Below are 25,871 nucleotides of genomic sequence, written 5' to 3' on the forward strand. Positions count from 1 at the left end.
AAGCAAAGGGTGCCGACGGCGCCCTTTTTTTTCAGCCGGCGTGCCGGCCGGCTCCGCCTACATCTGGGCCACCTGGTTGCGGCCGTGGCGCTTGGCCTGGTAAAGGGCGCTGTCGGCCCGGGCCAGCACCGCATCGAAATTCGGATCGCCGGCCCGGAAGCCGGTGACACCGATGCTGACCGTGTAGGCGATGGTGAGGCCGTTACAGTGGGCCGGCTGGCCGGCGATGGTCTGGCACAGGCGCTGGCCCAGGGCGAGGCCGCCATCCTGGTCGGTATCGGGGGAAAGGATGCAGAATTCCTCGCCGCCGATGCGGCCGAAGAGGTCCACCTGGCGCAGCAGGATGCCGGTGCGGCGGGAAAAGTCCCGCAGCACCGCATCGCCGACGCCATGGCCGTAGGTGTCGTTGATGTGCTTGAAGTAATCCAGGTCCAGCATCAGCACCGAGGCCGGATTGCCGGCCCGGTTGAAGCGGGCCATCTCCTGTTCGGCCAGGCGCAGGAAGCTCTGCCGGTTGCATAGCCCGGTGAGGGCATCGGTGGTGGCCAGCTGGCGCAGTTCGTCCTCCAGCTGCTTGGCCTGGGTGATGTCCAGCATGAAGCCGCTCCACACCGCCGACTGGCCCGGCTCGATGACGTTGGGGCGAGACGAGAGGCGCAGCCACTTCTGCCGCCCCGAGGGGGTGAGGATGCGAATCTCGCTGCTGAACTGGCTGGCACTGCGGTTGGCGGCCTGCTCCTCCTGGCGCAGGCGGGGCAGGTCCTCCGGATGCACCAGCTGCCAGAAGCACTCCATGTTGGCCATCAGCACCTCGGCCGGCACTTCGAAGATTTCCTCGCAGCGGGAGTTGAGGTAGAGGAAACGGCTGTCGCCGTCGCCGTGCAGGATGTAGTCGTAGAGCACGCAGGGGACGGTGCGGGCAAGGCGCTCGAAGCGCTCCTGGCTGGCGGCCAGCTCCCATTCGGTGCGCTTGCGCTGGTCGATGTCGGCAATGTTGCCCACCAGGCCGGTGGTGCGGCCGTTGGCGTCCACCAGAGCCTTGCCGGTGAGGTTGCCCCAGAACTCGCTGCCGTCCCGGCGCCGGTAGAGGCGCTCCACGTCCACATGGCCGACGCCCCGGGCCATGGTGTTGAGCATGTTCTGCCGCCCCGCCTCCCGTTCCAGGGGATGGATCAGACTCACATACTCGCTACCCATCAACTCCTCCAGGGTGTAGCGGAAGAGGTCGGCCATGCGCCGGTTGGCGTGGACGATGCGCCCGCTCATGTCGAGCAGGAAGATGCCGACGCTGGAACTGTCGTAGATCGCCTGCAGCAGCGAAGTGTCGTCAGCGATACGCTTCTTCATCTGTGGGGCCCCCCATTTTTGCGGCTGCCTTTCTTTGCCGAGGCGGCAGCCTGAGGACATGGTATTCCTCCTCTCCGGTTTCTGCACGGCAGGCGCCGCCGTGCTAGCCTGAAAGGAAACGGCAGCACGGAAACACACATGTACCTTCCCGATTACGACGGCGGCAGCATCGCCAACCTCATGGCCTCCCTGGCCCGGGCCTGCGGCAGCTCGGCCAGCCCCTGCCCGCCCCTGGCCGAACTGCCCCCGGCCCGCCTGGCCGCCTTCAGCAACCTGGTGCTGCTGGTGGTGGACGGCCTCGGCTACGACCTGCTGGCGGAGCGCCCCGGGCCCCTGGCCCCCTATCTGCGCGGCCATCTCACCTCGGTCTTTCCCAGCACCACCGCCGCCGCCATTCCCACCTTCATGACCGGCCTGCCTCCCAGCCGGCACGGCCTCACCGGCTGGCACATGTGGCTGCGGGAAGTAGGCGCCCTGCTCGCCATCCTGCCCCTCAGCGCCCGTCCCGGCGCGCCCCTGGCGGAGCCCCTGCCGCCCCGGGCCGAGCTGCCCCAGCGCCTGTTCCGGCACGACACCCTGTACCAGTCCATGGACCGCACCAGCTACGTGGTGTCGCCCCATTTCATCGCCGACAGCCCCTTCAACCGTTACCACAGCCGGGGCGCCGTGAAGCAGCCCTACCACGGGCTCGACGGCCTCTTCGCCGCCCTCGGGCAGCTCACCGCCAAGGCCGGCCGCAAGTTCGTCTACGGCTACTGGCCCGACTACGACAGCGCCGCCCACGAACACGGCTGCCGCAGTCCCCAGGCCCTGGCCGCCGTGGATGCCTTCGCCACGGCCTTCTGCGCCTGGCTCGAGCAGATCCGGGGCAGCGACACCCTGGTCCTGGTCACCGCCGACCACGGCTTCATCGACTGCCCGCCGGAGCGGCAGATCGCCCTGGCCGACCATCCCCTGCTGGCCGAATGCCTGGCCCTGCCCCTCTGCGGCGAACGACGGGCTGCCTGGTGCTACCTGAAGCCGGGCAAGGCCCCCGTGTTCGAGGCCTACGTGCGCCAGCACCTGACCCATGCGGCCCGGGCCGTGCCCCGGGAACAGCTGCTGGCCGAAGGCTGGTTCGGGCCCGGCCCCTGCCACCCGGAACTGGCGGCCCGCATCGGCGACTACGCCCTGCTCATGGCCGACGACTGGGTCATCCACGACACCCTGCCCGGGGAGACGCCCTACACCCTGATCGGCCACCACGGCGGCCTCAGCCCGGCGGAAATGCGGGTGCCCCTGCTGGTGGCCCGGCCCTAGGCTGCGCCCATGCACCCGTGGAACCTGAGCCCGGCCCAGGCCCGGGCGCTGCAGCTGGAACTGGCAGCCCGGGTGGAACGGCAGGACCGGCTCGGCCCCCTGCGACGGGTGGCCGGGGTGGACGTGGGCTTCGAGGACGGCGGCGCCGTCACCCGGGCCGCCGTGGCGGTGCTCGACTTCCCCGCCCTGACGCCGGCGGCCCAGGCGGTGGCCCGGGTGCCCACCACCTTTCCCTATGTGCCCGGTCTGCTCTCCTTCCGCGAAGGGCCGGGGGTGCTGGCGGCCCTGGGGCAACTGGAGGCCCTACCGGACCTCCTCCTGTGCGACGGTCAGGGCATCGCCCACCCGCGCCGGCTGGGCATCGCCAGCCACCTGGGAGTGCTGCTTGATGTGCCCAGCATCGGCGTCGGCAAAAGCCGGCTCACCGGCTGGCACGAGGCCGTGGGGCCGGAGAAGGGGGACTGGGTGCCCCTGTGGGACAGGCGGGGCGGCAGCGAAGTGATCGGCGCCGTGCTGCGCAGCCGCCGCGGCTGCCTGCCCCTGTATATCTCCATCGGCCACCGGGTCAGCCTGGCCACCGCCATCGAGCTGGTGCTGGCCTGCACGCCCCGCTACCGGCTGCCGGAAACGACGCGCCAGGCCCACCGCCTGGCCTCGGGCTGAGGCCGGCGCCGCGCCGCTACAAGGAAGAGATGAAAGGGAAACGGCGCCGGGCGGCTAGTCCCGGGCCGGCTGCTCGGCATCGTTGAGTTCGTAGGCGTCGGCCACGTAGCCGTGGCCCTTCATCAGGACCACGATGATGCAGGCGATGGCCAGGGTGAACACCAGGGTCCAGTGCAGGACGACGACGCTGATGGCCAGGATGTCGGCCGTCTGCAACTGCTTCTCCACCTGGGCCAGGGAGCCTTCCAGGGGCACCAGGCGCATGGCCAGGGCGGCCAGGGCCGGCAGCAGGGTGCCGATGAGGGCGATGCGGGGCAGCTTGCGCAGCAGGGTCCATTCGAAGCCCGAGGCTTCCCGCCGGCTGCCCGGCAGACGATGCAACATGCCCATGATGCCCTCCCGCAGAAACGGCGCCGCCGGCCGGCGGCACCTGTTCCTAAGAATAGCAAAAGGGGCCGGGGGTTCCCCGCGACCCGTTGCCGCAAGCCTCAGTCGGTGACCAGCCCGGCAACCGAGTCGGTCAGGCCCACGGCCAGGGTGCCCAGCTCGGCCACGGCCTGGCTGGAGGCGCGGATGGCGGCGTGGTTCTCCTCGGCCATGTCGGCGATCTCCTGGATGTTGCGGGCGATCTCGGTGCTGGCGTCGCGCTGGCCGGCAGTGGCATCCACGATGTCGCGCACGTGTTCGGCGGAACGGCCCACGGCATGGCGGATTTCCGCCAGGCTGCGGGACAGCTCCTCCACCCGGCGGGTGCTGCCGTCCACCCGGGCGCTGTTGTCGTCCATGCCGGCCACGGCCTGGTGGATGTCCTGCTGGATGGCGCTGATGGTGCTGCCGATCTCCCGGGTCGAGACTCCGGTGCGGTCGGCCAGCTTGCGCACCTCGTCGGCCACCACGGAAAAGCCGCGGCCGTGCTCGCCGGCCCGGGCCGCCTCGATGGCGGCGTTGAGGGCCAGCAGGTTGGTCTGGTCGGCGATCTCCTGGATGGTCTGCACCACCTTGCCGATTTCCCGGCTGCGCTCCTCCAGGCTCTGGATCAGCTGCACGCTCTCGCGCACGCCGCTGACCACGCCGGCCATGTCGGCGGCGGCGGCCTCGGCCTGGACGGCGCCGCGGCCGGCGGCGGCGTCCGCCTCCTCGGTCATGCGCGCCGTCTCCCGGGCGTGTTCCGCCACTTCGGCGACGCTGACGCTCATCTGCTGCACCGCCGCCGCGGTGCGGGCGGCGGCCTCGCTCTGGCGGCCGGAGGCGTGTTCCACCTGCTGGCTGGCCCGGGCCAGGTTGTCGCTGGCCTCCACCACGGCGCGGGCCGCCTGGCCGTTGCCGCGGATGAGGCCGGCGAAGGTTTCCGCCATGTGGTTGAAGCTGTGCCCGGCCTCGGCCACCTCGTCGCCGGAGACCAGCTCCACCCGGGCCCGCAGGTCGCCGCCGGCCATCACGGCGGCGGCGCCGCGCAGGCTGTGGATGCCGCGCATGATGGAGATGTAGGCGCCGGTAAAGCCGTAGACGATCACCAGCAGCAGCAGGGCGAGCCCCCCCAGCACCAGGTTGCGCACCAGCAGCAGCCTGCCCTGGCGCTCCGCCAGGAGACCGTCGATGGCCGGGGTCAGGGCCCGGGCCAGGTCCAGCACGGCGGCCATGGCCACGTCGCCCCGGGCGGCGTATTCGGCGGCGCCGATGTCGAAGTCGGTGGTGTCGATGACCTTGGTGGTGAGCACTTCCTGCAGGCCCAGGGAGGCGGTGCCGACATTGCCCGCCGGGCCTTCCAGGCCGGCCTTCAGCCCGGGCCGCAGCTGGGCGGCCTTGTCCACGTTCTCCAGGGTCCAGCCGATGAGGGGCTCCAGGCCGCCGCGCACCACCGTCAGCCGGTTGCGCAGGCCCGACTTGAGGCGCTTGCGCGCCACCGCGCCGAGGCCCGCATCCCGGGCCAGGCCCAGGCTTTCCACCAGCAGCGGCAGCTTCACCGAGAGGGTGTCCACCAGGGCGGCGGCGGCCACGTCGCCGTCCCGGCGCAGGCGGCTGCCGTCGGAGATCTGGCCGAGCCACTGGCGGCTCAGCTGGGACAGTTCCAGATAGGCCTCGAGACCGCCGTCCGCCTCGTCTTCCGGGCGCAGGGCCGCCACCGCCTGCCAGCGGCCCTGCAGGTCGGCCCAGGCCGGGGCGGGACCGAGGGCGCCGGCCTGTTCCTGGGCCAGCTTGCCGACCCGGGCCAGGGCCTGTTCCACGGCGGCCTTGCGCTGGGGCAGACGCTGCTGGAAATCCGCCTCGCCGGCGGCGGCGCCCTGGAAGGCGCCGTGCAGATCATGCAGCGCCAGCATCAGTTCCAGGGCCGGCAGCTGCAGGGCCAGCCCGGCCCGCTCCTGCTCCAGCTCGGCCAGGGCGCTCTGGCGGTCCGCCAGCAGCAGGCCGCCGAGGAGGATCAGGGGCAGGGCGAACAGGGCGCCGGTGGCCAGGAGCTTCTGGCGGTAGGAGAGGCGGCCAACCAGCCAGGCGGCAGGGGCGAAGAGCGCTTTCATGGAGTCCGGTCCGAAAAAGTGTGACTTTTTTCAGGTTAACGGCCCAATGTGTCACGCCGATGAAATGCGTTTGTAATGATGTTAACGACAATGCCCGTCTGCCAATAAGGCGGGACGGGCATCTTGGGGTTGCCTAGGCCATGAGCGGCGTCAATCCTCGCTCCTGGACATGGCAGGCTGAAGATTCAAGCGTGGTGGCTTCTGCCGGGCAGGGTGGCCACCAGGGCGGAAAGCCGCTCCAGGCCGGGAATGCGGCCGACGCTGGGGGGCCACTCGATGGCGTCGAGCATGTTCTTCACCACCAGGCCCAGTTCGGTGTCGCCTTCGATGGAGAGCTGGCGATTGAAGAACAGGGTGTCCGGGTCCTCCTGGCGGCTGACCAGCTGCAGGTAGGCGGAGAGGTCGGCGCGGAAGGTCAGGTCGGGCTCGCCGGCGGCGCCGAAGACGGGACGGAACCAGCCGTTGGCGTAGGTGAAGCGGGCTTCGCCGCCGGTGTCGTTCACCGCCACCAGGAAGGTCTTGCCCGCCAGGCTCTGCAGGCTGTCTTCCGGCAGCAGCTTCAGCTTGGCCGCGGTGTTGAGGCCGGAGACCAGGGCCAGGGCGTGGGGCCACTGGGGCAGGTGGGCGCCGATCTTGGCGACGAACTCGGGCAGCTTGAAGGTGGGAATGGTGAAGTGGCTCATGTCAGGCTCCTGCATGCAGTTCGGTGGTGGCCGCCGCTGCCAGGTCGATGCCGGCGCGGCCGAACCAGTAGCCGTCGCACAGGCCGTGCTCGGCCCACTGCGGCTGTTCCGCCACCTCTTCGCCGCGGCGGGCGCGCTCGAAGGCGGCGACGATGGCGGCAGTATGCGCCGGTTGGGGGCTGATGCGCACGGCGTCGATGCCCATCTGCGACAGTTCGGGCATCAGGTGCAGCAGGCTGTAGGTCTGGGCCGACATAGTCTGGATGCCGTTGATGACCAGGAAGGGCTGCTTTTCCCGGGTCAGCAGGGTCAGGCCCTCGCTGTGGTCCAGGCACTTGAACTGGCAGTCGTCCTTGTTCAGGTTGTAGTGCCGGGCGGTGAAGCAGCGGGCGGAGAAGGCCAGGGGAATCTTGCCGAAGGCGAAGACTTCCGTCTCCATGCCTGCCGGACGCGCCTGGTGCAGGGTCTGCACCAGTTCCCGGGTCGCCTCAAGGGGCGGCACCCAGCGCTTGGCGCCGAGGCCGGCGAAGTAGGCCAGGGCCGATTCGTTGTAGATGTTGAGGTGGGGACCGCAGACGAAGGGCAGCTGCTTTTCCCGGGCCAGGCTGACGGCGCCCAGGTCGTTGGCCTCGAGGGAGCAGTTGCCCTCCTCCACCAGACGGCGCAGGGCCTTCAGGTCGCTTTCCGATTCCAGCAGGGCCTGGGCCGAGATCACCACTTCCTTGCCCGATTCGGCCAGGTCCCTGGCCAGGCCGATCCAGTCGCTGGTGCGCAGCTGCTGGCGGCGGGAGCACACCACTTCACCCAGGTAGATGCGGTCCAGGGGCGTCTCCAGCATGGAGGCGTAGAAATTCATCACTTCCTGCTTGGGCCAGAACCACAGCAGGGGGCCGAGGGAGAGTTTCATGGTCATGTTCGTGCTTTCCTCTCTCAGCGCCAGGGCCGGTTGTAGGCGCCCAGGGTGGCCTGGTGGCCCTCGGAAACCTTGGTCAGTTCGGCCTGCCAGGAAGGCTTGACGCTGTAGCGGTCGTTGCCGTCCTTGAGGCTGTCCAGGGCGGCGCGCAGGGTGCGGGTGACCTGGGTGACGTAGGCCGGGCTGCGCTGGCGGCCTTCGACCTTGATGGCGCGGACGCCGATCTTGACGATCTCCGGCAGCACCGAGAGGACGTTGAGGGAGGTGGGTTCCTCCAGGGCGTAGTAGGTCTCGCCCTGGACTTCGAAGCGGCCCTTGCACAGGGTCGGGTAGCCGGCGTTTTCCTGGTCGCCGTAGCTGTCGATGAGGATGCCGTTGAGGCGGGCGTCCATGCGGCCCGGATTCTTTTCCCAGCGCACGTACTTGGCCGGGGAACAGGCGCCGACGGTGTTGGGGGATTCGCCGCAGGCGTAGGAAGAGAGCCAGCAGCGGCCCTCGTTCATGACGCAGAGGCTGCCGAAGCCAAAGACCTCGATCTCCACCGGGGTGTTCTTGATGACGTGCTCCACCTGGGCCAGGGTCAGCACCCGGGGCAGCACGGCGCGGCGGATGCCGAATTCCTTGTGGCAGAAATTGACCGCCTCGTAATTGGTGGCGGAACCCTGCACGGAGAGGTGCAGGTTGAGGTCCGGATATTTCTCCCGGGCATAGGCCAGCAGGCCCACGTCGGCCAGGATCAGGGCGTCCACGCCGAGGCCGGCGGCCACGTCCACCGCCTCCCGCCAGGCCTGCACGCGGCCGGGCTGGGCATAGGTATTGAGGGCCAGCAGCACTTCCTTGCCGCGGCTCTGGGCGTAATGCAGCCCTTCGGCCATGGTCTTCTCATCGAAATTGAGGCCGGCGAAGTTGCGGGCGTTGGTGTCGTTCTTGAAGCCCAGGTAGACGGTGTCGGCGCCGTTATCGACGGCGGCTTTGAGCGCCGGCAGGCTGCCGGCGGGGCAGACCAGTTCGGGCAAGGGATTGTTCGACATGGCAAAAATGGGGAATCCGGGGAAGCCGGGAGTATAGCCCCGCCCCCGCGCAACCCCTTGATTTCGGTCAAACAGGGGGCAGGGAGCGCCCGGCGGACTGCAGCCGGGCCGGGGCAAACGTGTAAGCTGTTGCGCTCCCCATGCCCCGAATGAATCCCATGAAGTGCGTCGATGCAGCCTGGAAAGCCCACGAGGCGGAACTGATGCGGTTCATCGCCGCCCGCCTGCCCGACCGGGAGGAGGCCCGGGACCTGCTCCAGGAGGTATTCCTGCGGGCGCTGCGGCAACCCGATGCCCTGTGCGGGGTGGAAAATCCCCGGGCCTGGCTGTTCCAGGTGGCCCGCAACCTGCTGATCGACCGCTTCCGCCTGCAGCGGCAGCAACTGCCCCTGGACGAAGACTGGCCCGCCGCCGAGATCCCCGAAGTCCCCCCGGTGGACAGGCTGGCCGACTGCCTGCCCCGGGTTCTCGGCGAACTGGCGGAGGCCGACCGGGAGGCCATCCGCCTGTGCGACATCGAAGGCCTGAGCCAGCAGGAGTTCGCCCAGCGCCAGGGACTCTCCCTGGCCGCGGCCAAGTCCCGCGTGCAAAGGGCCCGCCGCCGGCTGCGGGCCCGCCTGGTGCAGGCCTGCCAGGTGCGTTTCGACGGCGAAGGCCAGGTCTGCTGCTTCGTGCCCCGGCCGCCCCTCCTTCCCCGGGACTAGCTGCATCCTTTTTGCCCCTGCTTCGTCTTCTGTGCGAGATGCCCCGTTGCCTGCCACGGCCGGGGCCAACACCGCCTTTCGCGAACAGGAGTGAAGATGAATGTGGAAATGAACACGGCGGCCCCGGCAAGGGGCCTGGGATGGCGCTGGCTATGCGGCACGGCGGCAGCCGCCGGACTTTGGTTCTGGCTCTACGGCAATCTGACGGCCATGGCCGATTTCGTCGTTGCCGCCCTGGGACAGAGCCGTCAGACGGCCCTGGGCGAAGCCCTGCACTTCTTCGTCTATGACACGCCCAAGGTCCTGCTGCTGCTGACCGGCATCGTCTTCCTGATGGGCGTGATCCAGACCTTCTTCGCACCGGAGCGCACCCGCGCCCTGCTCTCCGGCAGGCGCACCGGGGTGGGCAACGTCCTGGCGGCCTGCCTGGGCATCGTCACGCCCTTCTGCTCCTGCTCCGCCGTGCCCTTTTTCATCGGTTTCCTCTCGGCGGGCGTGCCCCTGGGAGTGACCTTTTCGTTCCTCATCGCCGCCCCCATGATCAACGAGGTGGCCCTGGCCCTGCTCTTCGGCATGTTCGGCTGGCAGGTGGCCCTGCTCTACCTGGGACTGGGACTGCTGGTCGCCATCCTGGCCGGACTGGTGATCGGCCACCTGAAGATGGAGGCCCACCTGGAAGACTGGGTGCAGGCGATCCAGGCGGGCGCCCCCGCCAGCTTTGCCGGCGGCGGCATGAGCTGGGTGCAGCGGGGCCGCGCCGGCCTGGACCATGTGCGGGACATCGTCGCCAAGGTGTGGCCCTACGTGGTGGCCGGCATCGCCCTGGGCGCGGGCATCCACGGCTACGTGCCGGAGGACTTCATGGCCTCCTTCATGGGCAAGGACGTGTGGTGGGCGGTGCCGGCGGCAGTCGTGCTCGGCGTGCCCATGTACACCAACGCGGCCGGCATCATCCCGGTGGTGGAGGCCCTCATCGGCAAGGGCGCGGCCCTGGGCACGGTCCTGGCCTTCATGATGAGCGTCATCGCCCTTTCGGCGCCGGAGATGATCATTCTGCGCAAGGCCCTCAAGCCCCGCCTGATCGCCACTTTCGCCGGCGTGGTGGCCCTGGGGATACTCCTCGTCGGTTACGTCTTCAACGCCGTTCTATAAGGAAGCATGATGAAAGAAGTGAAAGTCCTGGGCACGGGCTGTGCCAAATGCAAGACCCTGGTGGCCATGGTGGAACAGGCGGCCGTGCGTACCGGCACCGCCATCAATCTGGAGAAGGTCGAGGACATGGCCCGCATCATCGGCTACGGCGTCATGGCGACGCCGGCCCTGGTGATCGAGGGCCGGGTGGTCCACAGCGGCAGCCTGCCGGAGGCTGGTGCCATCGACCGGCTACTGCAGGAATCCTGACATTTCCGGTCCGCCAACCCCGGCCCGCCGGGTGTCGGCGGCGTATCAATGAAAAACCGGCTCCGGGTCGCCCCGGGCCGGTTTTCTCTTTTGATTGTTTCTCTGTTGGGGAGGTACGGAAGCTGGGAGAGTTACACCCCCGTACCGGTGCGACGAAACCGTGCAAGCTTTGCTGTCACGACCCGCCTTCGCTCCCCGTCGCACGGGAGAGTCGGCGGACCGGCGCTCAGAATTTGACCGCGATGTCCTCGTCCAGCAGCATGTACTGGCAGGCCAGGCGCCAGCCCGGGGCCAGGTCCTTCACCACCAGTTCGTCCAGCTCGGCCTGCTTGACCTTGCCGGCCAGCACCAGGGCGGTCTTTTCCTTTTCCGTCAGGTGGGCGGCCATGGGCTGCTTGTTGCCCAGGTGCAGCACTTCCACGGCGCAGGAGCCGCAGTTGCCGTCCTGGCACTCGAAATCCACGGGGATCTTGTGTTCCTTGGCCAGGCCGAGGATGGTGGAACGGTTGCCGGCCACGGCATACACGGTCACGTCCTTCTTCTGCTTGGGGGAGGAAAACGTCACGTTCGGCATTGAATCACTCCTGTAAAAAAAATCCCGCCCGCCATCGAAGACCTGATGGACGGGCGGGCAGATCGTCACCGCACGACGTCGAAACTGGTGCCCTTCGGATCCTTGTCGAGCACGTCGAAGATCTTGTCGAGGATCTTCACGAGCACGTTGAGGCCGCCCTGGTAACCCCAGATGGGGAAGCGATGGTGGTGGTGCCGGTCGAAGATCGGGAAGCCGATCCGGATCAGGGGCACACCCGTGTCACGCTCCAGGAACTTGCCGTAGGAGGAGCCGATGAGGAAGTCGGAAGGCTCGGTGGCGAGCAGGGAACGCATGTGCCACAGGTCCTTGCCGGCATAGATCTTGGCTTCCTTGCCGAAGGGGCTGGCTTCCAGCAGGGCGCCGAGCTTGGTCTCGAAGTCCTTGGTGGAATTGGTGACCACGATGTGCTTGGGCTCGGCGCCGACTTCCAGGAGGAAGCTGACCAGGCCGTAGACCATGTCGGGGTCGCCGAACAGGGAGAAGCTCTTGCCGTGCAGGTAGGCCTGGGAGTCGGCGATGGCGTCCACCAGACGGCCCCGTTCCTTTTCCAGCTCGGCCGGGATGGCCTTGCCGGTGACGCGGGAGACTTCCATGAGGAAGGCATCGGTGGCGGTGACGCCCACCGGGTTGTGGAAGGCGACGACTTCCTGGCCCTTTTCCTTGATGAACTCGCCGGTCTTGGCCGTGGAGAAGCCCTGCAGCAGGAAGGTGGCCTTGGCATTGACGGCGGCGATGCCGTCGTCGATCTTGGTGCCACCGTCGTACATGCGGAATTCGCCGTCGGCCGGGGTATCGAAGACGTCGGAGGGATCGGAGAGGACGGTGAAATCCACACCCATCAGGCCCAGCAGGCGCTTGATTTCCCGGTTGTTGCCGACGCAGTAGCCGTCGAAGCCGCCGTTCACGTTGATGGCGGCGCCTTCCTTGCGTTCCTGGCCGGCCCACAGGTTGCTCAGGACACCCTTGAGCATGTTGTCGTAGCCGGTGATGTGGCTGCCGACAAAGGACGGGGTGTGGGCGAAGGGCACGCGGAAGTCTTCCGGGATGGAGCCCTTCTGCTTGGCGTTCTTGATGAAGCCGTCCAGGTCGTCGCCGATCACCTCGGCCATGCAGGTGGTGGAGACGGCGATCATCTTCGGCTTGTACAGCGCGTGGGCGTTGGCCAGGCCGTCGATCATGTTGTTCAGGCCGCCGAACACGGCCGCGTCTTCCGTCATGGAGTCGGAGACGCAGGAGGAAGGCTCCTTGAAGTGACGGTTCAGGTGGGAACGGAAGTAGGCGACGCAGCCTTGGGAACCATGCACATAGGGCAGGGTGCCTTCGAAGCCGGAGGCGCAGAGGACGGCACCCAGGGGCTGGCAGGCCTTGGCCGGATTGACGGTCAGGGCTTCGCGCTTGAAGTTGATTTCCCGGTATTCCCAGGACTTGGTGAAGGCCTCGACTTCCTTGACCTTGTCGGCGGAAGCGCAGTCCTCGAACTGCTTCTTGCGGGCCATCAGGTCCTGGTATTCGGGCTGTTTGAACAGCTCGTTGTGGTCGAGCACTTTCTCAGCGGATTGCGGCATTTTGAATCTCCTTTTTACGCGCCGGGCGGTCATCCCCGCACCGACAGCGCTTCAAGTTTCCGGCCCCCCTAACCCTCTGCCGACCGGCAGCAGGCATGGGAGACGGACTTCGTACTTGCAGGCGGCCTGGGCTTACTTCTTCCAGGGGGCCTTGGTCATGCTCCAGACCGGGCTGTTGATGGCCATGTCCATGTCGCGGGCGAAGATGGCGAAGCCGTCGTAGCCGTGATACGGGCCGGAGTAGTCCCAGGAGTGCATCTGGCGGAAGGGGATGCCCATCTTCTGGAAGATGTACTTTTCCTTGACGCCGGAACCCACCAGGTCGGGACGGATCTTTTCGGCGAACTTCTCGAACTCGAAGCCGGTCACGTCGTCGTAGATCAGGGTGCCGTCTTTGACGTAGTGGGTGGTGCGCTGGTAGTCGTCGCCGTGGGCGAATTCGTAACCGGCACCGACCACTTCCATGCCCAGGTCCTCATAGGCGCCGACCACGTGACGGGGGCGCAGGCCGCCCACGTACAGCATGACCTTCTTGCCCGTCAGGCGCGGCTTGTACTTGGCGATGATGCCGTCCACCATGGCCTGGTACTTGGCGATGACCTTCTCGGCGTTTTCCTTGATCGTGTCGTCGAAGTGGGAAGCGATTTCCCGCAGGGAGGCAGCGATCTTGGAGGGGCCGAAGAAGTTGTACTCGACCCAGGGAATGCCGTACTTCTCTTCCATGTGCCGGCTGATGTAGTTCATGGAACGGTAGCAGTGCAGCAGGTTGAGCTTGGCCTTGGGGGTCTTTTCCATTTCCGCCAGGGTGCCGTCGCCGGACCACTGGGCGATCACGCGCAGGCCCATCTCTTCCAGCAGGATGCGGGAGGACCAGGCGTCGCCGCCGATGTTGTAGTCGCCGATGATGGTGACGTCGTAGGGGGTGGATTCGAAGCCCTTGTTGTCGGCCTTGTCCAGGACCCAGTCGCGCACCATGTCGTTGGCGATGTGGTGGCCCAGGGACTGGGAGACGCCGCGGAAGCCTTCGCAACGCACCGGCACGATGGTCTTGGAGATTTCCTTGGTCTTCTTCTTGGCCACGGCCTCGATGTCGTCACCGATGAGGCCGATGGGACATTCGGACTGGATGGAGATGCCGCGGGCCAGGGGGAAGATTTCCGTGATCTCGTCGATCACCTTGTCCAGCTTCTTGTCGCCGCCGAAGACGATGTCCTTCTCCTGGAAGTCGGAGGTGACCTGCAGGACGGTGAAGTTGTCCACGCCGACGGTGCCGGAGGCGTAGTTGCGACGGGTGCCCCAGGAGTACTGGCCGCAGCCCACGGGACCGTGGGAGATGTGCACCATGTCCTTGATCGGGCCCCACACCACGCCCTTGGAGCCGGCATAGGCACAACCGCGGATGGTCATGACGCCGGGCAGGGACTTGATGTTGGACTTCACGCCGCAGTCGGGCTTGCCCTCTTCGTACACGTTGAGGTGCTTGGCGCGCTTCTTGGCGGCCTTCTCCGGGTAGGCTTCGAGCACCTCCTGGATCAGCGCCTGGTTGCGCGTTTTGTCGTCGAGTACCGCACTCATGTGATTCTCCTAAATTGCGTATTCGCTCAGCGGAACCCGGCCGCTCCGGAGGGAGCCCTGCCGGTTTCCGCGCCGGTGATCCTTAAGCGGCGCTCTTGGACTTGCCGACGATGGACTCGTCTTCCTTGCTCATGATGCCGAACTCGAGCAGCAGGTCTTCCAGCTCGTCCATGGAGATGGGGGTGGGGATCACGCCGTTGCCGGCATTGGCATGGACCTTCTGGGCCAGGGCGCGGTATTCGCCGGCCTGCTTGGACTCGGGGTCGTACTCCAGCACGGTCATGCGGCGCAGTTCGGCGTGCTGCACCACGTTGTCGCGGGGGACGAAGTGGATCAGCTTGGTGCCGAGCTTCTTGGCCAGGGCGTCGGCCAGCTCGTATTCCTTGTCGGTCTTGCGCTCGTTGCAGATCAGACCGCCCAGACGCACGCCGCCGGCATTGGCGTACTTCAGGATGCCCTTGGAGATGTTGTTGGCGGCGTACATGGCCATCATTTCGCCGGACATGACGATGTAGATTTCCTGGGCCTTGTTCTCGCGGATGGGCATGGCGAAGCCGCCACACACCACGTCGCCCAGCACGTCGTAGGAAACGTAGTCCACGCCGTCGTAGGCGCCGTTCTCTTCGAGGAAGTTGATGGCGGTGATAACGCCGCGGCCGGCGCAGCCGACGCCGGGTTCCGGACCGCCGGATTCAACGCAGCGGATGTCGCGGTAACCCACCTTCAGCACGTCTTCCAGTTCCAGGTCTTCCACGGAGCCGGCGTCGGCCGCCAGGGAGAGCACGGTGTCCTGGGCCTTGGCGTGCAGGATCAGACGGGTGGAGTCGGCCTTCGGGTCGCAGCCGACGATGAGGATCTTTTGGCCCATTTCAGCCAGGGCCGCCAGGGTGTTTTGGGAGGTGGTGGATTTGCCGATGCCACCCTTGCCGTAGAAGGCGATTTGACGCAATGCACTCATTTCATTTCCCCTCGATGGTTGAAGTCACAAAATCAATCCCGGCGGTGCCAGGCTTGACCTACTATGGCAAGGGCCGTGCCAGGTCCTCGTTTGCGCCGCAATGCCCTGATACGACTGGAAAATGTGTTTTGCACCGGACCCTTGGGGCCATGTTGCGAACACGACAAAGGCCCCCGCCCCTGTCGTAAAGACCGCATTCCCCGGCCCCGGACGACGCCCCCAAAAGCGGACCGCGCCAGGAGGCGCGCCGGATGGACCTCGCCGCCACCCCACGGCCGGGAGGTCCGTCCCTCCAGCCTCCCCGGCCGGGCATCGCCCAGGCCGCCGCCCTCGCCGGCCGGGTGCGCCAGAACGGGGAATAGATGTTGCTTATGTGCCGGGCATGAAGCCCGACCTGCCCACCGTCCCCCTCGCCCCGCCGCCCCCCGGCCACAGCACCAACCTGGTGGGCGTGCCCTCGGGCCTCCTCGCCAGCCCCGCCTTCAACGAGCACCCCCTGCGCCTGCACATCAGCGGCGTGCGGGAGACCAGCCCGGCCCTCTTCCGCATGCTGGAGGATTCCACCTGTGCCGAGGAGGCCATGGACGCCTTCCAGAAATACATGGCGGCGGTGTTCGGGGTGAACGAGGGGCCGGAGCGACGGCCCCGGGACGACGGGGCACCGCGCCCCGGCCCCCGTCTCTTCCGCTCCAGCTACCGGCGCCTGCTGCAGGGCTGGGGTTTCGATGCCAACAACCCGGAAGGGGCGGTGCTCAAGGGCTGGGTGGAAAGCCGCTTCGGCCTGTTGCCCACCTTCCACAAGGAGCCCCTGGGCCGCTATCCCTCCCGGGCCTGGATGACCTATGTGGAAGAAAAGATGTGCGCCCGCTTCCACAACAACTCCATCCAGCTGCAGCTGGACCTGCTCTACGAGTACTGCCAGTGGATGCTGACCCGCTACATCTTTCCCAGCCGCCGCCACCTGACCCTCTACCGGGGCGTGAACGACCTCTCCGAACACTACGTGGTCAGCACCCTGTCGCGGCGGGAAGCCATCGTGCGGCAGAACAACCTGATCTCCTTCACCGACGACCGGGAGGTGGCCGACCAGTTCGGCGACACCATCCTGGAAGTGCAGGTGCCCCTGGTGAAGATCCTCTTCTTCAACGGCCTCATGCCCGGCCCCGTGCTCAAGGGCGAAGGCGAATACCTGGTGATCGGCGGCGATTACCGGGTGCAGATGAGCTACTACTGAAGGAGCCTGCACCGTGTTCCTCACCCAGCCCCGCCATCCCCCCGCCCCGCCCGGCTCCCTGCTCGACCGGGTGCGGGCCGCCTACCTGGGCTTTGCCATCGGCGACGCCCTCGGCGCCACGGTGGAGTTCCTCACCCCCGGCGAGATCGCCGCCCAGTACGGCGTGCACGAACACATCACCGGCGGCGGCTGGCTGCGCCTGAAACCCGGCCAGATCACCGACGACACCCAGATGAGCCTGGCCCTGGGCGACGCCATCCTGGAACACCCGGAATGGAACCTCACCTGCGTCGCCGAACACTTCCTCGCCTGGCTGAAGACCAAGCCCATCGACGTGGGCAACACCTGCCGCCGCGGCATCGTCCGCTACATGCACAAGGGCACCCTGGAATCCCCCTACAGCGACGGCGACGCCGGCAACGGCGCCGTCATGCGCAACCTGCCGGTGGTCATCGCCACCCTGGGGGACGACGACGCCTTCGCCCGCTGGAGCCTGGAACAAGCCCACCTGACCCACAACCATCCCCTCTCCGACGTGGCCACCCTGACCCTGGGCTGCATGACCCGGGCCCTGCTGCGGGGCGAAGGCAAGGAGCGGGCGCGGCAGCTGGCCGACGCCCTGGTGGCCGGTCACCGCAACTTCCGCTTCGATCCCTACCCCAAGCGGGCCACCGGCTATGTGGTGGATACCCTGCAAACCGTCTGCCACGCCTTCTTCAGCACCGACAGCTTCGAGGCCTGCCTGGTGAAGACGGTGAACCTGGGAGGCGACGCGGACACCAACGGCGCCCTGGCCGCCATGCTCGCCGGCGCCCACTACGGCGAGGCCGCCATTCCCTTCCGCTGGCTGCGGCGCCTGGACCGGCACGCCCGCATAGCCGTGGAAGCCCAGGCGGCGGGCCTGCTGGCCCTGTCCCAGCGCCGCGCCGCCCCCTGAGCCACTCCCCGGGCCCCCCTCCCGGGGGTCGGCAGCCGGCGCCATATGCGCTATGGTTACATCTCTTACGGCGCAACCCCCAAGGGCATTTCCCATGACCACCGGCTCCAGCGATCAGCACCAGGTATTCGAACAAATCGGCAAGATGACCCGGGACCTGCACGAAACCCTGCAGGCCCTGGGCCACGACAAGGCCCTGGAACGCACCGTGGACGCCATTCCCGACGCCCGGGAACGGCTCAACTACGTGCTCTCCATGACCGAACAGGCCGTCTCCCGCGTGCTCAACGCCGTGGACAGCATCAGTCCCACCCAGGACCGGGCCCAGGAAGGCGCCCGCCAGCTCCTCGCCGACTGGGAGCGGGTGGCCGACAAGCGCAAGGATTCCCGGGACTACCAGGAAACCCTGGCCCGCACCCGGGCCTACCTGCAGCAGAGCGACGCCGAGGCCGCCGCCAACAAGGCCCAGCTCACCGAAATCATCCTGGCCCAGGAATTCCAGGACCTCACCGGCCAGGTCATCAAGAAAATCGTGGACCTGGCCCAGGACATGGAAAGCCAGCTCCTCACCCTGCTCGCCCGCACCGCCCCCGGCGAAGGCAAGCAGCCCAAGGACGGCCTCCTCAACGGCCCGGCCATGGATTCGGACAAGAACCAGAAACAGGCCTTCGGCTCCCAGTCGGAAGTGGACAACTTCCTCGAAAGCCTGGGGTTCTAGAGCGGGGAAGCTCCACCATGCCGACCGGGAATGATTCGCCGGCCGACCCGAGAAAAAAGGCTGCCCTCGGGCAGCCTTTTTCATATCGCCACCGCTGGGGCGAGCACTCCTAGTAAATGGGTGCTTTCACAGCAGTTCCCGGATGGCGTCGCACACCTCCCGCCGGGGTGCCAGGCCCAGGACGGACTGGAGCTTGGTGACGGGATAGCGGGTGCGCACCCGCATGGCGTCGATGCGTTCCGGCGTCAGGGGCAGGCGCAGGAAGGGGCTGGCCAGGGCGACAATGCGCCGCACCAGGGTTTCATTGAGGCGCAGGCGGGGACGGCGGACCCCTGCGGCATCGGCGATGGCATTGACCAGATCGCCGTAGGCGCAATCGTTGGAGAGATTGAAGACATGGCCCCGGGCCCGGGGATCGAAGCCGCAGGCCAGCAGCGTCTCCACCACGTCATCCACATGGATGTAGGTGGCCACCACGTCGTCCGGGCCGATGTAGAAAAACAGGCCCTTGCGGATGAAGGCGATCATGGAGCGGAGGGACTGGTTCGGCATGTCGGCGCCGAAGACGTTGGCCGGACGCAGCAGGGTGCAGGTGATGCAGCCTTCCCGGGCGGCATCCAGCACCAGCTGGTCGGCCTCGGTCTTGGTGACTTCGTATTCGCCCACCGGCGCCGGCGCCGTCTCCTCGTCCACGATGCGGGGCTGACGCCGGTCCGGCCGGCGGTCGGGCCCGTAGGCGCCGACGCTGCTCAGTTGCACCCAGTGCAGGGGCTGGCCGCCGGCGGCAAACTGCTGCCTGGCGGCCGCCAGCAGACGGGCCGTGCCATCCACATGGAGGGGGCGCATCCGGGCTGCGTCGTTGATTTCGCCGGCGCAGTGGAACAGCACCCGGGCCCCGGCCAGGAATCCGCCCAGCGCCACCTGGGGATCGGTCAGGTCCCCGGGGTGAAAGCTGAGGCCCTGGGGGGCGCCGGTCGCCCCGGCGCTCTTGCGGGTCAGGGAGCGAACCTGGTCGCCCCGGGCCAGCAGGGCTGCTGTCAGGCGCTTGCCGATGAAACCGGAGCCGCCGGTGATGCAAACTTCCAAGGGAAGGGTCCTTTCCAGAAGAGGGGCGAAATGCTGATCAGGCGCAAGCATACAAGACGGAGCCGCCCTGAGGTCGCCCGGGCACTCCCGTGCCGGCCCGGAGAGCTGCCGGAGGGCGGCCCGTCAGTCCCTTGGCAACTGGGCCGGCGATGGCCGAGAGGAAGGACAAATGGAGGATTTTTTTGTATCTTTGCCCTTCCCCATCCCGTCCGCTCCGTCCATGTCGCCTCTCTTTCTCGACGACCTTTCCCCCGGTCAGCGTTTCACCACGCCGGGCGTTACCCTCACCGAAGCGGAGATCATCGACTTCGCCTGGCGCTACGATCCCCAGCCCTTCCATCTGGATGTGAACGCCGCCGCGGAATCGCCCTATGGCGGGCTCATCGCCAGCGGTTTCCAGAGCCTGGCCCTGGCTTTCCGCCTGTTCATCCAGAGTGGCATCTTCAGCCGCTCGAGCATCGGCTCCCCGGGCATCGACGAACTGCGCTGGCTGGCGCCGGTGCGGCCCGGCGATACCCTGCATACGGAAATCGAGGTGCTGGAGGTGAAGCCCTCTTCCTCCAAGCCGGACCGGGGCATCGCCCGCCTCAAGTACGTGGCGGCCAACCAGCGCGGCGAGGCGGTGCTGAGCTTCATCGTCATGCACCTGCTCAAGCGGGCCGGCGCGTGAAGCCGGAGGACCTGCAACTGCTGGTGACCCGGGAGATGCCCTTCGGCAAGCACAAGGGCACGCTCATCGCCGACCTGCCGGGCAACTACCTCAACTGGTTCGCCCGGGAGGGCTTTCCCCCCGGCGAGATCGGCCGGCTGCTGGCCCTGATGCAGGAGATCGACCACAACGGCCTCTCCCATCTGCTCCAGCCCCTGCGCCGGGGGCGCTAGCGGCGCCACAACACAGGGCCCCGGCGGGGCCCTTTTCTTTTCAATGGATGTTGAAGCAGCCCGCCGTCTCGGCGTCATCGCCCAGGCGCGCCAGTTCGCGCCGGATGTGGCGCAGCAGCTGGCTGCCCACGGGCAGGCAGTCCTTCGGCCGCACCTGCCAGCCGTCGGGGCCGGGGCTGATGTCGGCCACGGTCTCCGCCAGCATTTCCGGGATGCCGTCCTCGATGCCGTAGTAGCGCTCGATCCAGCGGATGCGATGGAAGGGGGCGGCGGCCAGGAGGGCCGGATGCTGGGTCAGGGCGGCGGCGATGACCCGGTCGATGGCGACGGAGATGGAGACGCCCGGGTTCTCCGGCAGCTCGTGCAGGATGGCCAGGATGCCCTCCCCCTCCGGCAGCGCCGCCAGGGTCAGGCCGCACAGGGAGGGCCGGCCGCCGAGGCGGTAGCGCACCAGCAGCATGGGGCTCAGGCCACCGCGCAGTCCAGGGCGGCCTCCAGGGCCGCCGCCACTTCGGCCAGGGGCCGGTCGATGACCGTGATGCCCTGCTCGGCGATGAAGCGCAGTTCGTTGCGGGTCAGCTCCGCCGCCGGCAGCACGGCGAAGTGGGGGCCGGCGGAGCGCTTCATCACCTGGCGCGCGTAGGTGCGGGTCAGCTGGTCGCGGAAGCGGCAGCCGAAGAAGACGAAGCCCCGGCTGGCGCGGCGGCTTTTCACCGCCTCGGGGATGGGGGTCTGGATGTCGATCTCCGTCAGCACTTCGACGAAGTCGGAATCGGAGATGATGAAGTTGCCTGCCGGCTGCACGCCGCCCAGGGGCTTGTACACCAGGGTGCGGCAGGCCGCCGCCCCGGCCTCGGGGAGGGGGGCGCCGGCGGCGTCGTAGCAGAGATACCAGCCTTCCCGCACCTCGGCCCGGCTGACACCCTGGATCTGGGCCCAATCACTGTTGCCGGCGAAGGCGCCGGCCAGCGCCGTGTCATAGCCCGTGTCCACCACCATGGGCGGCGCCAGGCGGGCCAGCAGGCGGTAGAAGGCGGGCACTTCGGCCGGGGTGGCGAAGGCCTCCAGCATCAGCTTGCGCAGGGTCTTGCGATGGCGGAAGTTCTCGATGTACTGGGCCGTGGCCGTGGGGTTGCGGCGAATGCGCGAAGGCACCGTGGCCCGCTTGGAGAGGAAGGCGGCGAGAGCCTCCGGCGCCAGGGGCAGGGCAGCATTGGCCGGTGCCAGCAGCACCGCCTCGGCCCCCAGGTAGGGAATCAGGGCGCCGCTGCCAAGACCGTCGGCAACGGTGGCGAGCAGACCGTCGGTGCTGTCGGCGCCCATGGTCTTCACTCCTCGCTCAGCTTGGCGGCTTCGATGGTGATGGGCATGGGGGTGTCCACCGCCATCTCCGGCAGCTGCAGCTTCCAGCCGTTGCCCAGGGTGATCTGGCCGCCCCACAGGGTGGCCTTCTCGGTGAACACCACGTCCTGCTCCAGGTCCTTCTTGGGGACGTAGACCGACAGGTTGCCGTTTTTGTCCTTGCGCAAGGTGATTTTCATGTTGCCCTCTCCCACTTGGTCTAAAGATTCGATTTCGCGTCCCTTCATGCCGACCAGGCAGCCCCGGTCCACGAAGTCCACGCCGTAGATGTAAAACTGCTGCAGAAAGGTGCCGATACTGGTGACGTAGCCCACGTCCCCCTTGTGCACCAGCACCTCGCCGATTTCCCTGAGAGGATAGGTGCCGTCGTTCTTCACATACTTCCGGGCGACGACCTTCTCGCCGAAATGGAACTGGGGCGGGCCATCCAGTTCCACCACATCGCTGTCCCGGGCCGACATGATCCAGGCCTCAGCCCTTGTGGCTGGAGCAGCCAGCCATGGCGCCCTGGGGCGCCTGGTCCCGCTTCATGAAGGTGACCACGCCGACGCCGCCCGCAGCGGCGCCGTCACCGGCTCCGCAGCCGCAGACGTGGGGGCCGTTGGGGTTGGTGAAGGAAAGGCCGGAGGACGAGGGGCTTTCCTTGAAGTCGATGGTGTAGCCGTGCAGCAGGCTGCAGCTCTCGGCGGTGAGGAACAGGAGGGCCCCGTTCTGCTCGATCACCGTGTCGCCGGGCGTCGGCGTCTCGGCCACTGTGAAGCTGGAATCGAAGCCGGAACAGCCGCCGGGCTTCACCGAGAGGCGGAAACCGGCGGACGCCGAGCCTTCGCCGAAACGCACCATCTGGCGCATGTACTTGGCGGCGCGGGGGGTGATGTTGACGCACATATCCTTACCTCCGGGGGTTGGGGTTTTTTTGTTTAGCCACAGAGGGCACAGAGAACACAGAGCAACGTCGACAACTTCCCGCGCTGCCGGCCTGACCTTCGGGCACAGCGCCCAGGGATTTTCCCTCTGTGTCCTCTGTGGCTGCCTTCAGGCCTGATAGCGCGGCACGCTCTTGTCCACGACGATGCAGTCGGCCGGGCAGGCGGCGATGCACTGGGGATCGTCGTAATGACCGATGCACTCGGTGCAGCCGTCGGCCTTGATGGCGAAGAGGCCGTTCTTCTCGTAGATGGCGTCGTTGGGACATTCCTGTTCGCAGGCACCGCAGGCGGTACAGGCGGAGGCGTTGATCTTGTAGGCCATGATGGGCTCCTTGTCTTAGGGGGTGACGGATGGGTTGGATGGCCTCAGGCGACCAGGCTGGTGGCGCCCTGGCGCCGCTCCAGACGCTGCTGGAACCAGGCCAGGGCCGAGGCTTCGATGTATTCGTGGGCGTAGTCCTGCACCGGCTCAATGCCCGCGGCCTGCAGTTCCTTCATGGGGCAGTGGCCGATCTTGGCCACCAGCACGGCGGCGCAGTCCTGGAGGGCGTCGAGGATGGAGGGCATGGCCTCCTCTTCCTCGTAGCCGCCGGCGCAGTAGTGCTCCACCTTGCGATGGCCGACAAACTTGGCGCCGGCGGCGGAGACTTCGTACACCTGGAACTCGCTGGCGTGGCCGAAGTGCTGGTTGATGCGGCCGCCGCCCTTGGTGGCCACGGCCACCAGGGCCTTCTCCGAAGCGCCGGCCAGGCCGGCCTTCTTCTCCGCTTCGGCGGCACGCTGATCGGCCCGCTCCTTCTCGACGAAGTCCCGGTAGGCCTGGCGGGCGGTGGGGTCGTAGGTGGCGGCAATGGCGTCCAGCTTGTCGCTGGTGAATTCCTGGCTGCGGTCCTCCCCCAGCATGCCGACGGCGTCGGCGCGGCACTGGCGGCAGTGGCGCATCAGCTTCATGTCGCCCTCACACTCGTCCTGCAGGGCCTTCAGTTCGGCGGCGGTGGGGCCGCGCTGGCCGGTGAGGCCGAAGTGGGTGCCGTGGGCCGGGTCAGAAATGAGCGGCATGATGTTGTGCAGGAAGGCGCCCTTGGCCTTCACCACCTTGTTCACTTCCTTCAGGTGATGGTCGTTGATGCCGGGGATCAGCACCGAGTTCACCTTCACCAGGATGCCGGCGGCGGTGAGCATCTCCAGGCCCAGCATCTGCCGCTCGTGCAGGATCTTCGCCGCTTCCAGGCCGTGGTAACGCTTGTGGTTGTGAAAGATCCAGGGGTAGATGTGCTGGCCCACTTCCGGGTCCACCATGTTGATGGTGATGGTGACGTGGTCCACGTTGAATTTCTTGATGGTCTCCACGTGGTCCGGCAGGGCCAGGCCGTTGGTGGACAGGCACAGCTTGATGTCCGGCGCGCTCTGCTGGATCAGCTCGAAGGTCTTGAAGGTCTTGGCCGGATTGGCCAGGGCGTCGCCCGGGCCGGCGATGCCGACCACGGAAAGCTGGGGAATCTCGGCGGCCACCGCCAGCACCTTCTTGCCCGCCATCTCCGGGGTCAGCTTCTCGCTCACCACGCCGGGGCGGGATTCGTTGGCACAGTCGTACTTGCGGTTGCAGTAGTTGCACTGGATGTTGCAGGCCGGGGCCACTGCCACGTGCATGCGGGCGAAGTGGTGGTGGGCCTCGCTGCTGTAGCAGGGGTGGTCCTTCACCTTCTCCCAGATGTGGGCGGGCATGTCGGCCGGACCTTCGCCGGAGCCGCAGCTGGAGGAGCTGCAGCCACCGGCGGACGCGGCGCCGCTGTGGGCGGAAGCGATGGGGATGATGCGGCGGGAAGCCGGGGCTCCGGCCGCCGTTCCACTCATGCCGCTCATGCCAGTTTGGGCGCTCGGGTTCTGCATGGTCCGCTCCTATCGGGGTTGGGGCTCGTTGTCTCGGGGCCCTTGGCTGCAGGCCCTGCAACACCCCTAGAGCAACCCATGTGCCAGGTCCGGAATTTCCATTTTTATTGCGCGTAAACAGTCACTTGGGCAACAGGTGTCGGCTTTTACCCTTTGTCGCGGACACGACGCCCCTGTATCGAAGCCGACAATGCCCCGGGACGCCGAGCGCCCCTCGTCGTGCCACCGAAACCCGCGTGGATAGGGCATCTCCAAGGCATGACCGGCACTGGCACAGTTCTCGCACTGGTGGTGGCGTCATTCAATCCAACCTACTTATCCCTTGAGGCTGCCATGACCCAAAACGCCGTACTCTCCAAACTCTCCGGCAAACTGCTCTCCCCCCTCATCAGCGGCCCCACGGGCAAGGCCGGGCGCTTCGGCTTCCGCGGCGAACTGGGCCTTGAATTCCCGGAAAGTGTCGCCGGCGAAGCCCGTCCCCCCATCACCAAGGCCGACCAGGTGATCCTGGCCGCCGAAGGCGAACAGCTGGTGTTCTTCGCCGCCCACGTGGACTCCCTCGCCCACCTGGATCACATCGTCGCCATGATGGGCGATTCCCTGGTGCCCGCCGGGAAGTACTTCCTCTTCGCCGGTAACGTGGACTTCTCCAAGAAGTACGCCGTGGAAGTGGGCGGCGTCAGCTGGAACGTGTATCCCCTGGACGAAGCCACGGTGTGGAATGAGCTGCTGGACCTGCTCTACCTGGAACGCAGCGACCTGAAGAAGGCCTCCGCCGAAGCCAAGGTGGACGCGGTGGTGGATGCGGCGGCCAAGTACAACGGCAAGCTGCCGGTGATCCCCTACGCCCAGGCCCTGGCCGAAATGGGTCCGGTGAAGGTGGCCGAGAACCGCCCCGTCTGATCTCTCCTCGGTCCGCACCCTGCCCCCGGGGCGCGGACCTTTTGCTTACGTCGCTCCCGCCGGCGGCCGTTCCCAGCCACGGGTGCAAGCCAGGGCCGGCCTCCCGGCCGGGAGTGGCGTATCCCTTTTTGACGCTTTCCGACGGCAACGGCCATGGCCCACGTCATCTTCTACGAAAAGCCCGGCTGCGGCGGCAATGCCCGACAGCGGGCCCTGCTCCAGGCCGCCGGCCACACCCTGACGGTGCGCGACCTGCTGGGCGAGCCATGGACGGCAGCCACCTTGCTGGCCTTCCTCGAGCCCCTGCCGGTGAGCGAGTGGTTCAACCGGGCCGCTCCCCGCCTCAAGAATGGTGAAGTGCAGCCCGAAACCCTGGGCCGGGATGATGCCCTGGCCCTGCTGCTGGCCGAGCCCCTGCTGATCCGCCGCCCCCTGTTGCAGGTGGGTGAGGAGCGACAGGTGGGCTTCGACACGACCGCCATCGCCCAATGGATCGGCCTGGAAGGCACAGGGGATAAGGATGTTGGCGAGGGCTGCCCCAAGGGCGAAGAGCATCGGCCCTGTCCGCCACCCACGGCCTAGAATCGCCGTCCCATAAGGCCCTCCGGGCATCTCCCGGATGAGCCTCACCCTACCCCGCGCCCCGCCCGAATTCCGCCAACGACCCGGCCCGGGGTGGC

Annotated in this window: 29 protein-coding genes; 12 read left to right on the forward strand and 17 right to left on the reverse strand. The window is 67.3% G+C overall.

Translation table 11 applies throughout. The annotated features are described in order from the left end of the window. Positions 1-57: 57 nt before the first annotated feature. Positions 58-1,347, reverse strand: coding sequence for a sensor domain-containing diguanylate cyclase (locus EV678_RS10790; RefSeq protein ID WP_165397503.1), 1,290 nt, complete (start codon positions 1,345-1,347; stop codon positions 58-60). Positions 1,348-1,485: 138 nt separating this feature from the next. Here EV678_RS10790 and EV678_RS10795 point away from each other — a divergent pair, with 138 nt between their 5' ends. Beyond that, positions 1,486-2,646 carry an alkaline phosphatase family protein gene (locus EV678_RS10795; protein WP_130459540.1) on the forward strand — a complete coding sequence of 387 codons (1,161 nt, stop codon included), beginning with the start codon at positions 1,486-1,488 and terminating at the stop codon, positions 2,644-2,646. A 9-nt stretch (positions 2,647-2,655) separates the two neighbouring features. After that, positions 2,656-3,309 (forward strand): deoxyribonuclease V, encoded by a 654-nt coding sequence (gene nfi / locus EV678_RS10800; RefSeq protein ID WP_130459541.1) that lies wholly within the window; start codon positions 2,656-2,658, stop codon positions 3,307-3,309. Positions 3,310-3,363: 54 nt separating this feature from the next. Here the strand turns inward: nfi and EV678_RS10805 are convergent, their stop codons facing one another. The 5 genes from EV678_RS10805 to ubiU form a co-directional block, all read right to left on the reverse strand. Next, the gene (locus EV678_RS10805; RefSeq protein WP_130459542.1) at positions 3,364-3,699 is read right to left on the reverse strand and encodes a hypothetical protein; all 336 of its coding nucleotides are present in this window, start codon (positions 3,697-3,699) and stop codon (positions 3,364-3,366) included. Between the two features lie 98 nt (positions 3,700-3,797). Continuing rightward, the gene (locus EV678_RS10810) at positions 3,798-5,825 is read right to left on the reverse strand and encodes a methyl-accepting chemotaxis protein (RefSeq protein WP_130459543.1); all 2,028 of its coding nucleotides are present in this window, start codon (positions 5,823-5,825) and stop codon (positions 3,798-3,800) included. Positions 5,826-6,010: 185 nt separating this feature from the next. Next, the gene (gene ubiT, locus EV678_RS10815; protein WP_130459544.1) at positions 6,011-6,508 is read right to left on the reverse strand and encodes a ubiquinone anaerobic biosynthesis accessory factor UbiT; all 498 of its coding nucleotides are present in this window, start codon (positions 6,506-6,508) and stop codon (positions 6,011-6,013) included. Between the two features lies 1 nt (position 6,509). After that, positions 6,510-7,421: a U32 family peptidase gene (locus EV678_RS10820; RefSeq protein ID WP_014236069.1), complete on the reverse strand. Its 912-nt coding sequence runs from the start codon at positions 7,419-7,421 to the stop codon at positions 6,510-6,512. 17 nt (positions 7,422-7,438) lie between these two features. Next, entirely contained in the window at positions 7,439-8,452 is a 1,014-nt protein-coding gene (gene ubiU / locus EV678_RS10825; RefSeq protein WP_130459545.1) for a ubiquinone anaerobic biosynthesis protein UbiU, read from the reverse strand. Positions 8,453-8,601: 149 nt separating this feature from the next. On the opposite strand from ubiU, the gene sigZ reads away from it, so the two are divergent. The 3 genes from sigZ to EV678_RS10840 all read left to right on the forward strand — a co-directional run bounded on the left by sigZ (position 8,602) and on the right by EV678_RS10840 (position 10,557). After that, positions 8,602-9,156, forward strand: a complete 555-nt coding sequence (gene sigZ / locus EV678_RS10830) for an RNA polymerase sigma factor SigZ (protein WP_235832452.1) — start codon at positions 8,602-8,604, stop codon at positions 9,154-9,156. Between the two features lie 96 nt (positions 9,157-9,252). After that, complete coding sequence (locus tag EV678_RS10835) at positions 9,253-10,308, forward strand: permease (protein ID WP_130459546.1); 1,056 nt, start codon at positions 9,253-9,255, stop codon at positions 10,306-10,308. A 9-nt stretch (positions 10,309-10,317) separates the two neighbouring features. Continuing rightward, positions 10,318-10,557 (forward strand): thioredoxin family protein, encoded by a 240-nt coding sequence (locus EV678_RS10840; protein ID WP_130459547.1) that lies wholly within the window; start codon positions 10,318-10,320, stop codon positions 10,555-10,557. 226 nt (positions 10,558-10,783) lie between these two features. On the opposite strand, the gene EV678_RS10845 is transcribed toward EV678_RS10840, so the two are convergent. The 4 genes from EV678_RS10845 to nifH all read right to left on the reverse strand — a co-directional run bounded on the left by EV678_RS10845 (position 10,784) and on the right by nifH (position 15,250). Beyond that, positions 10,784-11,131 (reverse strand): 2Fe-2S iron-sulfur cluster-binding protein, encoded by a 348-nt coding sequence (locus tag EV678_RS10845; protein WP_014236064.1) that lies wholly within the window; start codon positions 11,129-11,131, stop codon positions 10,784-10,786. Between the two features lie 65 nt (positions 11,132-11,196). Next, positions 11,197-12,717 (reverse strand): nitrogenase molybdenum-iron protein subunit beta, encoded by a 1,521-nt coding sequence (nifK, locus tag EV678_RS10850; protein ID WP_130459548.1) that lies wholly within the window; start codon positions 12,715-12,717, stop codon positions 11,197-11,199. 132 nt (positions 12,718-12,849) lie between these two features. Beyond that, positions 12,850-14,292 (reverse strand): nitrogenase molybdenum-iron protein alpha chain, encoded by a 1,443-nt coding sequence (gene nifD / locus EV678_RS10855; protein ID WP_014236062.1) that lies wholly within the window; start codon positions 14,290-14,292, stop codon positions 12,850-12,852. A gap of 82 nt (positions 14,293-14,374) precedes the next feature. Then, positions 14,375-15,250: a nitrogenase iron protein gene (gene nifH, locus EV678_RS10860; RefSeq protein ID WP_014236061.1), complete on the reverse strand. Its 876-nt coding sequence runs from the start codon at positions 15,248-15,250 to the stop codon at positions 14,375-14,377. Positions 15,251-15,632: 382 nt separating this feature from the next. On the opposite strand from nifH, the gene EV678_RS10865 reads away from it, so the two are divergent. From EV678_RS10865 to EV678_RS10875, 3 genes are all read left to right on the forward strand, one after another. Further along, positions 15,633-16,484: an NAD(+)--dinitrogen-reductase ADP-D-ribosyltransferase gene (locus EV678_RS10865; protein ID WP_130459549.1), complete on the forward strand. Its 852-nt coding sequence runs from the start codon at positions 15,633-15,635 to the stop codon at positions 16,482-16,484. Positions 16,485-16,497: 13 nt separating this feature from the next. Further along, positions 16,498-17,421: an ADP-ribosyl-[dinitrogen reductase] hydrolase gene (gene draG, locus EV678_RS10870; RefSeq protein WP_130459550.1), complete on the forward strand. Its 924-nt coding sequence runs from the start codon at positions 16,498-16,500 to the stop codon at positions 17,419-17,421. 94 nt (positions 17,422-17,515) lie between these two features. Continuing rightward, positions 17,516-18,139 (forward strand): protein phosphatase CheZ, encoded by a 624-nt coding sequence (locus EV678_RS10875; RefSeq protein ID WP_014236058.1) that lies wholly within the window; start codon positions 17,516-17,518, stop codon positions 18,137-18,139. A 126-nt stretch (positions 18,140-18,265) separates the two neighbouring features. Here EV678_RS10875 and EV678_RS10880 read toward each other — a convergent pair whose 3' ends face one another. Next, positions 18,266-19,225, reverse strand: a complete 960-nt coding sequence (locus EV678_RS10880) for an NAD-dependent epimerase/dehydratase family protein (protein WP_130459551.1) — start codon at positions 19,223-19,225, stop codon at positions 18,266-18,268. Positions 19,226-19,445: 220 nt separating this feature from the next. On the opposite strand from EV678_RS10880, the gene EV678_RS10885 reads away from it, so the two are divergent. Beyond that, a complete protein-coding gene (locus EV678_RS10885) occupies positions 19,446-19,895 on the forward strand; it encodes a MaoC family dehydratase (protein ID WP_130459552.1) in 450 nt (149 codons plus the stop codon). Next, entirely contained in the window at positions 19,892-20,107 is a 216-nt protein-coding gene (locus EV678_RS10890) for a DUF3820 family protein (RefSeq protein ID WP_130459553.1), read from the forward strand. Before EV678_RS10885 ends, EV678_RS10890 begins: the two co-directional genes overlap by 4 nt. Positions 20,108-20,147: 40 nt before the next feature. Here the strand turns inward: EV678_RS10890 and EV678_RS10895 are convergent, their stop codons facing one another. The 6 genes from EV678_RS10895 to nifB form a co-directional block, all read right to left on the reverse strand. After that, positions 20,148-20,567, reverse strand: a complete 420-nt coding sequence (locus EV678_RS10895) for a hypothetical protein (RefSeq protein ID WP_130459554.1) — start codon at positions 20,565-20,567, stop codon at positions 20,148-20,150. Between the two features lie 5 nt (positions 20,568-20,572). Next, positions 20,573-21,430 carry an SIR2 family NAD-dependent protein deacylase gene (locus tag EV678_RS10900; protein WP_130459555.1) on the reverse strand — a complete coding sequence of 286 codons (858 nt, stop codon included), beginning with the start codon at positions 21,428-21,430 and terminating at the stop codon, positions 20,573-20,575. A 5-nt stretch (positions 21,431-21,435) separates the two neighbouring features. Beyond that, entirely contained in the window at positions 21,436-21,930 is a 495-nt protein-coding gene (nifT, locus tag EV678_RS16335) for a putative nitrogen fixation protein NifT (protein WP_014236052.1), read from the reverse strand. A gap of 10 nt (positions 21,931-21,940) precedes the next feature. Continuing rightward, positions 21,941-22,357 carry a HesB/IscA family protein gene (locus EV678_RS10910; RefSeq protein ID WP_014236051.1) on the reverse strand — a complete coding sequence of 139 codons (417 nt, stop codon included), beginning with the start codon at positions 22,355-22,357 and terminating at the stop codon, positions 21,941-21,943. A gap of 147 nt (positions 22,358-22,504) precedes the next feature. Then, on the reverse strand, positions 22,505-22,720 hold the full coding sequence (locus EV678_RS10915) for a 4Fe-4S binding protein (RefSeq protein WP_014236050.1): 216 nt from the start codon (positions 22,718-22,720) through the stop codon (positions 22,505-22,507). A gap of 44 nt (positions 22,721-22,764) precedes the next feature. Further along, the gene (nifB, locus tag EV678_RS10920; protein WP_130459556.1) at positions 22,765-24,288 is read right to left on the reverse strand and encodes a nitrogenase cofactor biosynthesis protein NifB; all 1,524 of its coding nucleotides are present in this window, start codon (positions 24,286-24,288) and stop codon (positions 22,765-22,767) included. 333 nt (positions 24,289-24,621) lie between these two features. On the opposite strand from nifB, the gene EV678_RS10925 reads away from it, so the two are divergent. Together EV678_RS10925 and EV678_RS10930 are read left to right on the forward strand one after the other, a co-directional pair. Next, positions 24,622-25,191 (forward strand): hypothetical protein, encoded by a 570-nt coding sequence (locus EV678_RS10925; protein ID WP_014236048.1) that lies wholly within the window; start codon positions 24,622-24,624, stop codon positions 25,189-25,191. Positions 25,192-25,344: 153 nt separating this feature from the next. Then, the gene (locus EV678_RS10930; protein WP_130459557.1) at positions 25,345-25,773 is read left to right on the forward strand and encodes an ArsC/Spx/MgsR family protein; all 429 of its coding nucleotides are present in this window, start codon (positions 25,345-25,347) and stop codon (positions 25,771-25,773) included. Positions 25,774-25,871 lie beyond the last annotated feature (98 nt).

Origin of the sequence: Azospira oryzae, from assembly GCF_004217225.1 — a bacterium.
In the GTDB taxonomy this organism is placed as follows: domain Bacteria; phylum Pseudomonadota; class Gammaproteobacteria; order Burkholderiales; family Rhodocyclaceae; genus Azospira; species Azospira oryzae.